We start from the raw sequence: 13,045 nt of genomic DNA on the forward strand, positions 1-13,045 counted from the left end.
GTCAGGCAGCGCAGGCCGCCTTCGCTCGGGCGCGGGCGCGGTGCAGGACGGGTTCGGTATAGCCGGACGGCTGCTGCGCGCCTGTGATGATCAGCTCGCGTGCGGCGGCGACGGCAATGCTGGTCCGCATGTTAGGTGCCATCGGCGTGTAGGCGGGATCGCCTGCATTTTGCGCATCGACCTTCGCCGCCATTTCGTGCAGCGCCTCATCGATCATCAGGCGATCGACAATGCCATGCTGCAGCCAATTGGCGATGTGTTGGCTGGAAATGCGAAGGGTCGCGCGGTCTTCCATCAGGCCGACATCGTGAATGTCGGGCACTTTGGAGCAACCGACGCCCTGATCGATCCAGCGCACCATATAGCCGAGGATGCCCTGCACACTGTTGCGCAATTCTTCGGCGATGTCCTCGTCAGACCAATTCGCATCTTCGGCGAGTGGCACGGTCAGCAGCTTGCCGAGCGGCACCACGGTTTCATCCGCGCGCTCACGCTGGCGTTCTGAGACATCGCAAGCGTGATAATGCGATGCGTGAAGCACGGCCGCCGTGGGTGAGGGGACCCAGGCGGTGCTGGCTCCGCTCGCAGGGTGGCCCGACTTTTCGTTGAGCATTTGCTGCATCCGGTCAGGTGCGGCCCACATGCCTTTCCCGATTTGTGCCCGCCCGGCAAAACCGCAGGCAAGGCCGATCTGCACATTGCGATCTTCATAGGCCGCGATCCATTCGGCCTGTTTGATCTCCGCCTTGCGCGCCATCGGGCCGGCCAGCATCGAAGTGTGGATCTCATCGCCCGTGCGATCGAGGAAGCCCGTATTAATGAAGAAGATGCGATCCTTCACCGCGTGGATGCAGGCGGCGAGATTGGCACTGGTGCGGCGTTCCTCATCCATGACGCCAACTTTCACCGTGTCGCGCGCAAGGCCGAGCATATCCTCGACCGCGTCAAAAAGATCGTTCGTGAAGGCGCATTCTTCGGGCCCGTGCATCTTGGGTTTGACCACATAGATGCTGCCCGCGGTCGAGCTTTGCAGCGGGCCGAGCGATTTCAAATCATGGAGGCCGATCAGCGTGGTAATGGCGGCATCGAGAATGCCTTCGGGCATTTCGGAGTCGTCGGGCAGCAAAACCGCGGGAGTGGTCATCAGGTGCCCGACATTGCGGACGAGCAAAAGACTTCGCGTGCGAAGGTCCTGAGCGTTGCCCTCCATATCGGTGAAGCTGCGATCCTCTGCAGGCTTGCGCAGCACTGTCTCGCCGTTCTTGGTGAAGCGCGCGCGCAGATGGCCTGTCATCGCGCCGAGCCAGTTGCGATAGGCGGCGACCTTGTCCTCCGCATCGACAGCCGCGACCGAGTCTTCAAGGTCGACGATGGTGGACACCGCCGCTTCGAGGCGAATGTCGGCGATGCCCGCGGGGTCCGTTTTGCCGATGGGGTGTTCTGGGTCGATCACCACTTCGATATGCAGGCCATTGTTGCGCAGAATCAGATTATCCCCTGCCGTCCCGCGCAGTTGGTCTGTATTGGCGAGGGTGGGTACGCCGCCCGTCCACTCGGCCCAGGATCCCTCGGCCAGCGGCACTGAGTCATCCAGAAAAGCCTTGGCCCGCGCGATAACCTGCGCGCCGCGATCGGTGTCGTATTGACCCGCCGGAGGCGTGGAGCCGTCCAGCGCATCCGTGCCGTAAAAAGCGTCATACAGACTGCCCCAGCGCGCATTGATCGCATTCAGCAGAAAGCGGGCATTGAGCACTGGCACCACCAATTGCGGCCCAGCGATGGTCGCGATTTCTGCGTCCACATTGCTGGTGCCGATCGTGAATGGCTCCGGCTCGGGCACCAGATAGCCAATCTCGCGCAGGAAGCTTTCGGGCGCACCGCGATCCGCCTTGGGATTATCGCGATGCCAAACGTTTACTGCGTCCTGCAGCCGCGCACGGGTGAGCAAAAGCTCGCGATTGCGCGGTGCATATTCCGCTGCGATGGCAGCAAGGCCCTGCCAGAATGCTTCGGTGTCGACACCAGTGCCGGGCAGCACTTCGTTTTCGACAAATGCCGCGAGCTCCTCTGCGACCCTGAGGTCAGCGCGAAGGGTGTATCCCTCCGCGCTGCCTTCGGAGTGCTCGGGCCGATCTATTTCTGCCAGGGCCTCAGTATTCATCGTGCGAAACGTCCCAAACGGTGGTGCAGGTTAACGAGCTTGCGTGTCTCTGCATTGTCTTCACCGTTGCGGATAGCGACGGCGAGAGCGTTGCGGATCAGTCCGAAATCCTCGGTGGAGAATACGGGGCGGGCCATTGTCGGTTGTGCCATCTTTCAGTCTCCTCAAAATCGATTGCACTATTGGGTTACTTGGGGGGTAGTTCGCGGCGCGGAATTACGCCGCGAACTGGTCTGCCGCAGCCACTAGGCTGCGAATTGGTTCATCGTGTTGTCCTTGCCGCCTGCCTTCAGGGCAGCTTCGCCGGCGAAGGCTTCCTTGTGATCATCGCCGATGTCCGATCCGGCCATGTTCTGATGCTTCACGCAGGCGATGCCCTGGCGGATTTCCTCGCGCTGGACCTGCTTGACGTAGCCGAGCATGCCCTCTTCGCCGAAGTAGCGCTTGGCGAGGTTGTCCGTGCTCAGCGCAGCCGTGTGATAGGTCGGCAGCGTGATGAGGTGGTGGAAGATGCCAGCTTCGCGAGCAGCGTCGGCCTGGAAGGTGCGAATGCGTTCGTCGGCTTCCTTCGCCAACTCGCTGTCATCATAGTGCTGGCTCATCAGGCTGGTGCGATCGAAATCGGTCAGGTCGCGGCCTTCTTCCTCCCACTTGTCATAGACTTGCTGGCGGAAGTTGAGCGTCCAGTTGAAGCTCGGCGAATTGTTGTAGACGAGTTTGGCATTCGGAATGACCTCGCGAATGCGGCTCACCATTCCGCCTATCTGGCCGATGTGCGGCTTCTCGGTTTCGATCCACAGCAGGTCCGCTCCGTTCTGAAGCGCAGTGATGCAGTCGAGCACGCAGCGGTCTTCGCCGGTGCCAGCGCGGAACTGGTAGAGGTTGGAGGGCAAGCGCTTCGGGCGAAGGAGCTTGCCCTCGCGGCTGATCAGCACCTCTCCATTGCCGATCGCCGCAGTGTCCACTTCCTCGCAATCGAGGAAAGCATTGTACTGGTCGCCGAGGTCGCCGGGCTCTTTCGTGTAGGCGATCTGCTTCGTCAGGCCTGCGCCGAGCGAGTCGGTGCGGGCAACAATGATGCCATCGGGAACGCCGAGTTCGAGGAAGGCGTAACGGATCGCGCGGATCTTCTGCAGGAAGTCCTCATGCGGAACGGTAACCTTGCCGTCCTGGTGGCCGCACTGCTTCTCGTCCGAAACCTGGTTCTCGATCTGCAGGGCACAGGCGCCCGCTTCGATCATCTTCTTGGCGAGCAGGTAGGTTGCCTCGGCATTGCCGAAACCTGCATCGATATCGGCGATGATCGGCACGACATGCGTCTGGTGGTTGTCGATCGCCTGCTGGGCGCGGGCGGCGGCTTCTTCGTCACCAGCTTCGCGGGCTGCATCGAGATCGCGGAACAGGCCACCCAGCTCGCGGGCATCGGCCTGGCGCAGGAAGGTGTAAAGCTCTTCGATCAGCGCGGGAACGCTGGTCTTTTCGTGCATCGACTGATCGGGCAGGGGGCCGAATTCGCTGCGGAGAGCGGCCACCATCCAGCCCGACAGATAAAGGTATTTGCCCTTGGTCGTCCCGAAATGCTTCTTGATGCTGATCATCTTCTGCTGACCGATGAAACCATGCCAGCAGCCGAGCGACTGGGTGTAAGCCGCCGGATCCTTGTCATAGGCATCCATGTCTTCGCGCATGATCTTTGCCGTGTAGCGGGCAATGTCGAGGCCGCTCTGAAAGCGGTTCTGGACGCGCAGGCGAGCGGCGAATTCAGGGTCGATAGCTTCCCAGTTCTGTCCGCTCTTTTGCTTGATGCCGGTCTGGCGGTGAATTTCTGCAAAGTAAGTCATGTTGGCTCCATCCAAAGCGCGTGTTCGTGATGAAGCGGGTTTCGCAGGTGCAGCAGAGCACGTCGCGCCTTTCGGTGTAATGTTGTCAAACTTTACAAGAAATGCTTGTAATGCTGTAAAGGTGAGTAGGTTACGGAGGAAACCATGGCAGGCAAGGCGCTGTATCTTGGGCCAAGATTGAAGAAGCTGCGGCGCGATCTCGGCCTGACGCAGGCGATCATGGCGACCGATCTGGATATTTCGTCAAGCTATATCGCCCTGATGGAGCGTAATCAGCGGCCCGTTACGGCCGAAATGCTGCTGAAGCTCGCCACCACCTATCGTATCGATGTGGGTGAATTGGCGGATGAAGATGCGGATGAGACGGCCAAGCGCCTGCAGGGCGTGCTGAAAGATCCGATCTTCGCCGACATTGCGATCGAACCGCTCGACATCGAGGATATCGCGACGAGCTATCCCGGCATGGCGGAAGCGCTACTGCGGCTGCACACCGCTTTCGGTGAAGAACAGCTCGCTTTGGCAGAGCGGCATGAGACAAGCGCCATCCCGGGCGCCAAGGCAGAGGAGGGAGCAGGACGATCCGATCCTGTTGGAGAGGCGCGCGCGTTTCTGGCGGCGCGGCGCAATTGCTTTCCTGAACTGGATGACACAGCCGCACAGGCGGCGCGCGCGCTCGATTCCTACGAAGCGATGCGCGATCATCTGGCGCAGCAGCATGGGCTGGAGCTGCGCCTGACCGACGATGGCCTGCTGCGCGGCGCACTGCGGTGGCACGATTATCACCGCCGCCGCGTCTATATTGCTGAGCGGCTCGACCATGCGGGGCGCCGCTTCCAGGCTGCACTGCAGATCGCGATTCTCGAACAGGAAGCGCCGATTACCGAACTGGTGGCGGAAAGCCGCCTCGCCAGCGATGACGGCAAGCGACTGGTGCGGCGCGCGCTGCAATCTTATTGGGCGGCAGCACTGCTGATGCCATATCGCAGCTTTAAGCGGGCAGCCGAGGATCTTCGCTATGATGTGGAGGCGCTGGGCTCGCGCTTCACCGTCAGTTTCGAGCAGGTTGCGCATCGGCTTACGACTTTGCAGCGGCCCGGCGATGAAGGCGTGCCGTTCTTCTTCCTGCGGGTGGACCGGGCCGGCAATGTCTCCAAGCGGCTCGACGGAGCAGGCTTTCCGTTTGCCCGGCACGGCGGGGGTTGCCCCTTATGGAATGTCCACCGCGTGTTCGACCGTCCGGCCGAAGTGGACGCGCAGCTGATCGAATTGCCCGACGGCGAACGCTACGTTTCGATTGCACGCATGGTGCGGGGAGGGGGCGGCAGCTTTGGCGCGAGCAGTGTCAATCGCGCCGTCGCCATCACCTGTTCGGCGAGTAATCTCGATATGCTGGTCTATGGCGATACGCTGAAGGATGCCGAGCCAACGCCCATCGGGGTCGCCTGCCGCATGTGCCATCGCCCGCGCTGCGTGGCGCGATCCGCGCCGCCCATGGGCCGTGAAATCGTGCCCTCGCGCTTCCGCGAAAGCGGTGTTCCGTTCGATTTCTCGGTGGATTGATCGCACGGCGCTAATCCACCACAGGGCTGCGGTATCGGCTTGTTCGCCCCTGCGCTTGCCCCTAGGTTGTAAAGCATGGCTGGTGAACTGAAAGACAATCGCGGTCGCGGTGAGGCGGAATGGGGCTTGCCCGCAATCCACCCCGAAGGCCGCAAATATGGTGTTATCGCGGTCGGAATTTCGCTGATTTTCCTGCTGCTGCTGGATTGGGAAATTATCGGCTGGCCGCTGCTTGCCCTGTCGGCGGGCGTATTTGCCTTCTTCCGAGATCCTGAGCGTGTCGTGCCGCAGGATGACCGGGCGATCATTTCCCCGGCAGACGGGCTGGTCACACTGATTTCGCAAGTGCCGCCGCCCCGCGAATTGCAGGGCAGCGACGGCGATGGCTCGGAGGGATTGGGCGCTGAGCCTGTCACCCGTATCTCCATCTTCATGTCGGTGTTCGATTTGCACATCAATCGCGCGCCGATTGCGGGCACGATTCGGCGCATCGTCTATGTGCCCGGTACGTTCATGAATGCCGATCTCGACAAGGCGAGCGAGGATAACGAGCGCCAGCACATGCTGGTGGAGCGCGCCGATGGAACGCGCATCGGCTTTACCCAGATTGCCGGTTTGATCGCGCGGCGCATCGTGCCGTTCGTGAAGCCGGGAGACATTGTCGCCGCCGGGCAGCGGGTCGGCCTGATCCGCTTCGGCAGCCGGGTGGATGTGTATCTGCCTGCCGGTACTGATCCAAAGGTGCTGCTGGGTCAGCGCGTGGTGGCCGGTGAAACCGTGCTTGCAGAAATCGGGACCCAAGCGCTGCTTGAAGGCGTTAGCCAGTAATGGACACCCCGAAAGACGAATTCGACGAAGACGCAACTGCGACACCGGGCCCTGCGTGGCTCGGGCCCAAGGCCAGCGAGCATGAGCATGTGACACGCTCTCGCGCCGGTCGCGGTCTGTCGATGCGCGCCGTATTGCCCAATGCGATTACGGCGGCTGCGCTGTGTTCCGGCCTTACTAGCATCCTGTTCGCTGTCGGTGGACAATGGGACCGGGCGGTCTTCGCCATGATCATTGCTGGCATCCTCGACATGATGGATGGCCGCGTCGCCCGCTTGCTGAAGGCACAGTCGCGCTTCGGTGCAGAGCTGGACAGCCTGTCCGATTCGGCGAGTTTTGGCATTGCGCCCGCGCTGGTGCTGTACCTTTGGTCGCTAGTGGAGATGCCGCGCTTCGGCTGGCTGGCGGCGCTCGCCTATGCGATTTGCTGCGCACTGCGCCTCGCGCGTTTCAATGCCCAGATCGATGTCGATGACCAGCCGCACAAATCGGCAGGCTTCCTCACCGGTGTTCCGGCACCGATGGGAGCGGGCTTTGCCTTCATGCCGGTCTATCTCTGGCTCGCGACCGATGAGCCGATCTTCCGCGATCCGCTTCTGGTCGGCCCTTGGCTGATGTTTGTGGCCCTGATGATGGTTTCCAACGTTGCGACGCCCAGCTGGAAGTCCTTAAATCCACCGAACAGCCTGAAGTTGGCCTTCATTGCCTTGGCCGCACTTCTTGTTGGCGGTTTGCTAATCGAGACCTGGTGGACTTTGATACTGATCGGCGTCGTCTATCTCGCGCTCATCGCTTGGTCGATAATGTCCTATGAGAAGGTGAAGCGCGCTCGCCATGCGAAGTCGGCTCCTAAGCCGGACACGCCAGCGCCCGAGCGAAAGCCTCTTGCGGTTGACGAAGTGGAACGGTCACTGTCTGCGGAGCGCGATCAATAGCGGCCAGCTCTGCCCGTATTGCGCGAAACTGACGCAAGGCAGCGCGAATGGAGGAATGGCATGACGCAAGCGACACTGCGGCCACGAGGCCGAAGAAAAGCGAAATTGCGATTGCGAGTGTCATATCCGTAAATCCTCGTAGTGCTGCCAAAGCGCCAAAATGGGACATTTGTTCCCGTTTCCCGCTTCGATACAGCGTTTGTTCCACCTCTGTTCCGCGGGGTCAAGCATTTTGTTCCGCTTGTGTTCTCATCGGGTGCCGCGCACAAGATTTGGTGGCTGGCGGGGCAGATAGTGCTGGATTTTGCGCCAAGGCATCGCTAAGTGCGCGCCCGTCGATAGGGAAACCGGCGAATCAACGCCCGGTCTTCCAAATCGGCAAATTCACATGGAAGGCATACATACCGGTGCCATCCGCGGCTGATCGAAGCCGAGGACGGTTCCCCGCTTTCCAGAGGAACAACCGGAAAGGAATTTACCTATGGCGGCACCTACCGTCACGATGCAGCAATTGATCGAGGCCGGCGCACACTTCGGCCACCAGACCCACCGCTGGAACCCGCGGATGAAGCCGTATATCTTCGGCGACCGCAACGGCGTTCACATCATCGACCTGTCGCAGACCGTGCCGATGTTCGCGCGCGCTCTCGATTTCGTGCAGCAGACGGCCCGCGCAGGCGGCAAGGTCCTGTTCGTCGGCACCAAGCGCCAGGCACAGGAGCCGATCGCTCAGGCAGCTCGCGCATGTGGCCAGCACTTCGTCAACCACCGCTGGCTGGGCGGCATGCTCACCAACTGGAAGACGATCTCGGGCTCGATCCGCGAACTCAAGTCGCTGGAAGAAAAGCTTTCGGGCGACACCAGCCTTCTCACCAAGAAGGAAGTTCTGCAGCTGACCCGCAAGAAGGACAAGCTGGAGCTTTCGCTCGGCGGCATCCGCGACATGGGCGGCGTTCCGGACGTGATGTTCGTGATTGACGCTAACAAGGAAGATCTCGCGATCAAGGAAGCCAACGTGCTTGGCATCCCCGTCGTCGCTGTGCTCGACACCAATGTCGATCCGGAAGGCATCGCTTTCCCGATCCCCGGCAATGACGATGCTTCGCGCGCTGTCCGCCTGTATTGCGACGCGGTCGCCCAGGCTGCGATGAGCGGCAAGGGTGAAGGCGTTGTGGATTCGGGTGCCGATATCGGTGCCATGGACACGCCGCCGGCAGAAGCTGCTGCTGAAGAAGCTCCGAAGGCAGACGCCTGATCGCGTGAGCGGCACTGTCGCTCATACGTCAAAATTTGCGATTACGGCGCCGCCCCAGGCTGCTCTTGGAGCATCGGGGCGGCGCCCTTAATTCCATAAGAAGGATCAAAACCATGGCTGCATTTTCCGCATCCGACGTGAAAGCCCTGCGCGAGAAGACCGGCGCGGGCATGATGGACGCCAAGAAGGCGCTCGAAGAAGCAAACGGCGACATCGAAGCTGCCGTTGACGCTCTGCGCGCCAAGGGCCTCGCCACCGCACAGAAGAAGTCGAGCCGCACCGCTGCGGAAGGCCTCGTTGGCGTTGCCGTCGAAGGCACCAAGGGCGTTGCCGTCGAAGTGAACTCGGAAACCGACTTCGTCGCCAAGAACGACAAGTTCCAGGATTTCGTGCGCAAGACCACCGAAGCCGCGCTCAACGTGGACGGCGACGATGTCGAAGCGCTGAAGGCTGCTTCGTACCCCGACGGCGGTACGGTTGCTGACAAACTGACCGACAATGTTGCGACCATCGGTGAAAACCAGCAGGTCCGCCGCATGAAGACCGTTTCGGTCGAAAACGGCGTTGTCGTGCCCTACATGCACAATGCTGCTGCACCGAACCTCGGCAAGATCGGCGTGCTCGTTGCGCTTGAGTCGACTGCTGATGCCGCTGTCCTCGAAGGCCTCGGCAAGCAGCTCGCCATGCATATCGCAGCGGCATTCCCGCAGGCTCTGACTGCTGAAGAACTCGATGCTGAAGTGATCGAGCGTGAGCGCAAGGTCGCTGCCGAAAAGGCTGCCGAAAGCGGCAAGCCTGCTGAAGTGCAGGAAAAGATGGTCGACGGCGCGATCAAGAAATACGCCAAGGAAAACGCCCTGCTGAGCCAGGTGTTCGTGATGGACAACAAGACCCCCATCGCAGACGTCGTTGCCAAGGCTGGCAAGGACGCCGGCACCGAAATCGTGCTGAAGGACTATGTCCGCTTCCAGCTCGGTGAAGGCATCGAAAAGGAAGAAAGCGATTTCGCAGCGGAAGTGGCTGCTGCCGTCGGCGGCTGAGTCAGGCCTCGAATCCGACGAGAATGGGCCGCCGAAGTTCGCTTCGGCGGCCTTTTTCGTGCCCGCTGCGCCGGTCGAAAGTGAAACACAGCAAAGCTGACACAGATGAGCGCTGCTGGAACCTGATGATGCCCCACCACGATTTGAAAGAGCCGTTGCGAGGCTAACGGGCGGTCTACATGATCGATGCGCGTTACCGGGACAAGGTGCTTTTGGAGCGGGAATTAACCACGACGTAAATAATCCGCGGCACTGCAGTGTTCTTTTCTAGAGACCCGCTCATGCCGACATCATCTCCGATTTTCCTGAAGCCGCGAATTGAACCCCTCCAGCCCGCCACCGCGATCGGTTGGATCGGAGGGGCGGCCTATGTGCCGAAAAGCTTCACATATCCCACAAATCAGGGTGCCGATTACCAATTCCTTTTCCAGGTGAATTGCGAGCGACTGCCGGACAGTGCGTGGTCCGGTCTCGGGCCGCGGAAGGGGTGGCTCGCAGTGTTCATGTCTACCATCGACGAATTTGACATACAGCTGCGACATATATCCGATCCCGAAATCGTGATGGCCAGGCCCGATGCGTGGAGCCGCATTACGGATTCCCTGGCGTCTTTCGAAGACAAGCATGCGGTCCACCTCTCAGCTCCGACAGGTTGGCCACTGTGTATAGATCCGCAGTTGGAGCGTCCTGCACAAACACTGCAAGCGACCTCCACCAAAGATCAATTCCCCATCGGCAATCCTGCCAACCATCCACTGGATTGGGCCACCCACATTCTGTTGCTGGAAGAAGTGGTCCGGGCGTTGGACGATCGCGTTGAAGGATATGAAGTTGCAGCCCGGCAGCGATCTGCACAATCCAAGCCACCGTCCGAAAGACTGGTGCAGCTTCTCGAAGAGAAGAAGTTAATTGCGCAGAAGCTTCTCGCTTTCGCGGAACGCAGGTCGCGCTGGCGCCAGTTTTCCACCCGAGCTTGGCTGCGGCGCAGAGCCAAGCTGATCCGCAGCCGTGTGCTGACCGACGAATGGATAATGGAGAAGGATCAAGGGTTCCATCAGGTGTTAGACCTGACTTTCATCGAACAGGCCAATAACCTTGGGTCGGGATCGTCTCGGCCAGGGGCTGGGGGCAAAAAGCTTTCGTCCCCGATGTTTCCGGAAACTTCTAAGGAGGGAGCCAGGCATGCTGCAATTCTCGAAAATGCACGGGAAATCGCAGCAATGTTGCAAGATCTGCCCGAGGTTCCACTTGCAGTGAAGCGTTCCGGTATGCCGGATTACGCTGCCTGGGCCAATTTTCGATCAATCCACCCGCAACGCTGGAGCGAGATGACACAGCGAATTCTCGCCGTTCGCGCGGAATTCTACGCTTTCTGGCTCGATAATCGTTTGCAGGTCGATCAGGCCATGCGCGGCTACAGAAAGTTTGCTGTCCCGGAAAGTTGGGATGAAGCTATGAAGATGCAGCATTCCACCATCTCCTGGGTCGATGAGCAGTTTGCTCAATTGGCAATGGGCGTGAGTGCCGAGGATAAGGCTTTCATACGGGAGCGCGGGGCGATCGCGCGTCTTGCCGCAGAGACTGCGTCGATGGTTCGAGCCGAGCTCGAGCGTGCAAAGGTTGCCGCCAGGAACGAGCCGTATTCGAGCGACGCGCACGAGACGTTGTTCCGAGCGATCGACAAGGCAGTCGATGCAGGACAAATGTCCAACTCATGGCATATCAATTACCAGGTCATCCGCTCGAATGCTGCAAAAGGGCTGTTCTCCGCTGGCAATCTGACCGCACCGAGAATTGTCGTCGACAACTTACGGGACCGGTGGGAACAAGAAGCGGGACCTGCAGTCGTCCAACTCGGCGGGAAGCCGCGCGGAAACAGCTACGAGTATCGCGAAGACGGGGAAGATGCCGTCATGCTGTTCCAGATCCCGAGCAATCACCTCACGAGGCTGACGCTTTCGGATAGTAGGGATATCGTCGTTTCAATCACAGCCGACGACTTGCGAAACGGACGGTTCGAGAGAGCAAAGGGCGGTATTCCAAGCTGGGATTTTTGATTGGCGGCGCTACACTTGGCAATAGCAGCGATGCACTCTAAAGCCGCGCAAACGCCCGATTGAGAGGACATTCCGAAACATGCTGCTACCCGACACCAAGCGTATCCTGCTGAAGCTTTCGGGCGAGGTGTTGATGGGGGAGCAGGAATTCGGGATCGACCCCTCTTATGTCATGCGCCTCGCGGAAGAGGTAAAGGCGGCGAAGGAAACGGGCCTCGAGATCTGCCTCGTCATCGGCGGCGGCAATATTTTCCGCGGAATGGCCGGCGCAGCGCAGGGCATGGACCGGGCGCAGGCCGATTACATGGGCATGCTCGCCACGGTGATGAACGCGCTGGCGATGCAGAGCGCGCTCGAACAACTGGGCGTCGATACCCGCGTGCAGAGCGCCATCCAGATGGACCAGGTGTGTGAGCCGGTGATCCGTCGCCGCGCAGAACGCCATCTTGAAAAGGGCCGCATCGTGATTTTTGCCGCCGGTGTTGGCGCGCCGTATTTTACCACCGATTCCGGCGCTGCCCTGCGTGCTGCGGAAATGCGCTGCGACGCCCTGCTCAAGGGCACCAGCGTGGACGGGGTCTATGACAGCGATCCCAAGCGCAACCCCGATGCGACCCGTTTCGATACCGTCAGCTATGATCAGGTGCTGGCGAGCAACCTTAAAGTTATGGATGCCTCCGCCGTGGCATTGTGCCGCGACAACAATATCCCCATCGTGGTCTTCTCGATCCGCGAGCGGGGCAATGTTGCGCGCGTGCTGGCGGGTGAAGGCGTGCAGACCATTGTGAAAGAGGACCAGTAAGCGATGAAATACGACAAGAGCGACATCGAGCGCCGCATGGATGGCGCCGTCGAAAGCCTGAAGGGTGACCTTTCGGGCCTGCGCACGGGCCGCGCGAATACCGCGCTGCTCGATCCGGTCGTGGTTGAAGTTTACGGCGCGATGATGCCGCTCAGCCAGGTGGCTACGGTTTCCGCCCCTGAAGCGCGCATGCTCAGCGTGCAGGTGTGGGATAAGGGCAATGTCTCCGCAGTGGAGAAGGGCATCAGCAAGGCCAACCTCGGCCTCAACCCGATGTCAGATGGCCAGACCATCCGCCTTCCCATGCCGGACCTCAATGAAGAGCGACGCAAGGAACTGGCGAAGCTCGCGGGCGAATATGGCGAGAAGGCGAAAGTCGCCATCCGCAATGTCCGCCGTGACGGCATGGAAGCGCTGAAGGAAGACGAGAAAAAGAAAGAAATCTCCGAAGACGATCGCAAGCGTCTGGAGGACGAAGTGCAGAAGGCGACCGATTCCCACGTTTCCGATGTCGATGACGCCGTCGAAAAGAAGATCCAGGAAATCCTGACGCAGTAAGCGCCAGA

At 60.3% G+C, this 13,045-nt stretch carries 11 protein-coding genes and 1 pseudogene; 9 read left to right on the forward strand and 3 right to left on the reverse strand.

The features are described 5' to 3' along the window. Position 1: 1 nt before the first annotated feature. The 3 genes from O2N64_RS10515 to O2N64_RS10525 all read right to left on the reverse strand — a co-directional run bounded on the left by O2N64_RS10515 (position 2) and on the right by O2N64_RS10525 (position 4,002). Entirely contained in the window at positions 2–2,161 is a 2,160-nt protein-coding gene (locus tag O2N64_RS10515) for a malate synthase G (RefSeq protein WP_271077555.1), read from the reverse strand. Then, positions 2,158–2,313, reverse strand: a complete 156-nt coding sequence (locus O2N64_RS10520; RefSeq protein WP_197921645.1) for a hypothetical protein — start codon at positions 2,311–2,313, stop codon at positions 2,158–2,160. Before O2N64_RS10520 ends, O2N64_RS10515 begins: the two co-directional genes overlap by 4 nt. Before the next feature lie 93 nt (positions 2,314–2,406). Further along, the gene (locus tag O2N64_RS10525) at positions 2,407–4,002 is read right to left on the reverse strand and encodes an isocitrate lyase (RefSeq protein ID WP_271077556.1); all 1,596 of its coding nucleotides are present in this window, start codon (positions 4,000–4,002) and stop codon (positions 2,407–2,409) included. A gap of 144 nt (positions 4,003–4,146) precedes the next feature. Between O2N64_RS10525 and O2N64_RS10530 the strand changes: the two genes are divergently transcribed. The 9 genes and pseudogenes from O2N64_RS10530 (at position 4,147) to frr (ending at position 13,037) form a co-directional block, all read left to right on the forward strand. Further along, on the forward strand, positions 4,147–5,562 hold the full coding sequence (locus tag O2N64_RS10530) for a helix-turn-helix domain-containing protein (RefSeq protein WP_271077557.1): 1,416 nt from the start codon (positions 4,147–4,149) through the stop codon (positions 5,560–5,562). 75 nt (positions 5,563–5,637) lie between these two features. Further along, positions 5,638–6,390, forward strand: a complete 753-nt coding sequence (locus O2N64_RS10535; protein ID WP_271077558.1) for a phosphatidylserine decarboxylase — start codon at positions 5,638–5,640, stop codon at positions 6,388–6,390. Beyond that, positions 6,390–7,325, forward strand: coding sequence for a CDP-alcohol phosphatidyltransferase family protein (locus O2N64_RS10540; protein WP_271077559.1), 936 nt, complete (start codon positions 6,390–6,392; stop codon positions 7,323–7,325). Before O2N64_RS10535 ends, O2N64_RS10540 begins: the two co-directional genes overlap by 1 nt. Positions 7,326–7,806: 481 nt before the next feature. Next, the gene (gene rpsB, locus O2N64_RS10545; RefSeq protein ID WP_271077560.1) at positions 7,807–8,580 is read left to right on the forward strand and encodes a 30S ribosomal protein S2; all 774 of its coding nucleotides are present in this window, start codon (positions 7,807–7,809) and stop codon (positions 8,578–8,580) included. Positions 8,581–8,693: 113 nt separating this feature from the next. Next, positions 8,694–9,620: a translation elongation factor Ts gene (tsf, locus tag O2N64_RS10550; protein ID WP_271077561.1), complete on the forward strand. Its 927-nt coding sequence runs from the start codon at positions 8,694–8,696 to the stop codon at positions 9,618–9,620. Between the two features lie 281 nt (positions 9,621–9,901). After that, positions 9,902–10,081 (forward strand): annotated as a pseudogene (locus O2N64_RS14430) (DUF1963 domain-containing protein); the annotation flags it as partial. 42 nt (positions 10,082–10,123) lie between these two features. Beyond that, positions 10,124–11,677 carry a hypothetical protein gene (locus tag O2N64_RS10555; protein WP_271077562.1) on the forward strand — a complete coding sequence of 518 codons (1,554 nt, stop codon included), beginning with the start codon at positions 10,124–10,126 and terminating at the stop codon, positions 11,675–11,677. Between the two features lie 79 nt (positions 11,678–11,756). After that, positions 11,757–12,479 (forward strand): UMP kinase, encoded by a 723-nt coding sequence (gene pyrH / locus O2N64_RS10560; protein WP_271077563.1) that lies wholly within the window; start codon positions 11,757–11,759, stop codon positions 12,477–12,479. Positions 12,480–12,482: 3 nt separating this feature from the next. Beyond that, the gene (gene frr, locus O2N64_RS10565; RefSeq protein WP_271077564.1) at positions 12,483–13,037 is read left to right on the forward strand and encodes a ribosome recycling factor; all 555 of its coding nucleotides are present in this window, start codon (positions 12,483–12,485) and stop codon (positions 13,035–13,037) included. Positions 13,038–13,045 lie beyond the last annotated feature (8 nt).

It is taken from the genome of Aurantiacibacter sp. MUD61 (genome assembly GCF_027912455.1).
Taxonomy (GTDB): Bacteria; Pseudomonadota; Alphaproteobacteria; order Sphingomonadales; family Sphingomonadaceae; genus Alteraurantiacibacter.

Excerpts from the sequence above, each read along its gene's own strand:
- rpsB (WP_271077560.1), top strand. The coding sequence starts at position 7,807 with ATGGCGGCACCTACCGTCACGATGCAGCAATTGATCGAGGCCGGCGCA.
- O2N64_RS10520 (WP_197921645.1), bottom strand. The coding sequence starts at position 2,313 with ATGGCACAACCGACAATGGCCCGCCCCGTATTCTCCACCGAGGATTTC.
- frr (WP_271077564.1), top strand. The coding sequence starts at position 12,483 with ATGAAATACGACAAGAGCGACATCGAGCGCCGCATGGATGGCGCCGTC.
- pyrH (WP_271077563.1), top strand. The coding sequence starts at position 11,757 with ATGCTGCTACCCGACACCAAGCGTATCCTGCTGAAGCTTTCGGGCGAG.
- O2N64_RS10540 (WP_271077559.1), top strand. The coding sequence starts at position 6,390 with ATGGACACCCCGAAAGACGAATTCGACGAAGACGCAACTGCGACACCG.
- O2N64_RS10530 (WP_271077557.1), top strand. The coding sequence starts at position 4,147 with ATGGCAGGCAAGGCGCTGTATCTTGGGCCAAGATTGAAGAAGCTGCGG.
- tsf (WP_271077561.1), top strand. The coding sequence starts at position 8,694 with ATGGCTGCATTTTCCGCATCCGACGTGAAAGCCCTGCGCGAGAAGACC.
- O2N64_RS10515 (WP_271077555.1), bottom strand. The coding sequence starts at position 2,161 with ATGAATACTGAGGCCCTGGCAGAAATAGATCGGCCCGAGCACTCCGAA.
- O2N64_RS10525 (WP_271077556.1), bottom strand. The coding sequence starts at position 4,002 with ATGACTTACTTTGCAGAAATTCACCGCCAGACCGGCATCAAGCAAAAG.
- O2N64_RS10535 (WP_271077558.1), top strand. The coding sequence starts at position 5,638 with ATGGCTGGTGAACTGAAAGACAATCGCGGTCGCGGTGAGGCGGAATGG.
- O2N64_RS10555 (WP_271077562.1), top strand. The coding sequence starts at position 10,124 with ATGTCTACCATCGACGAATTTGACATACAGCTGCGACATATATCCGAT.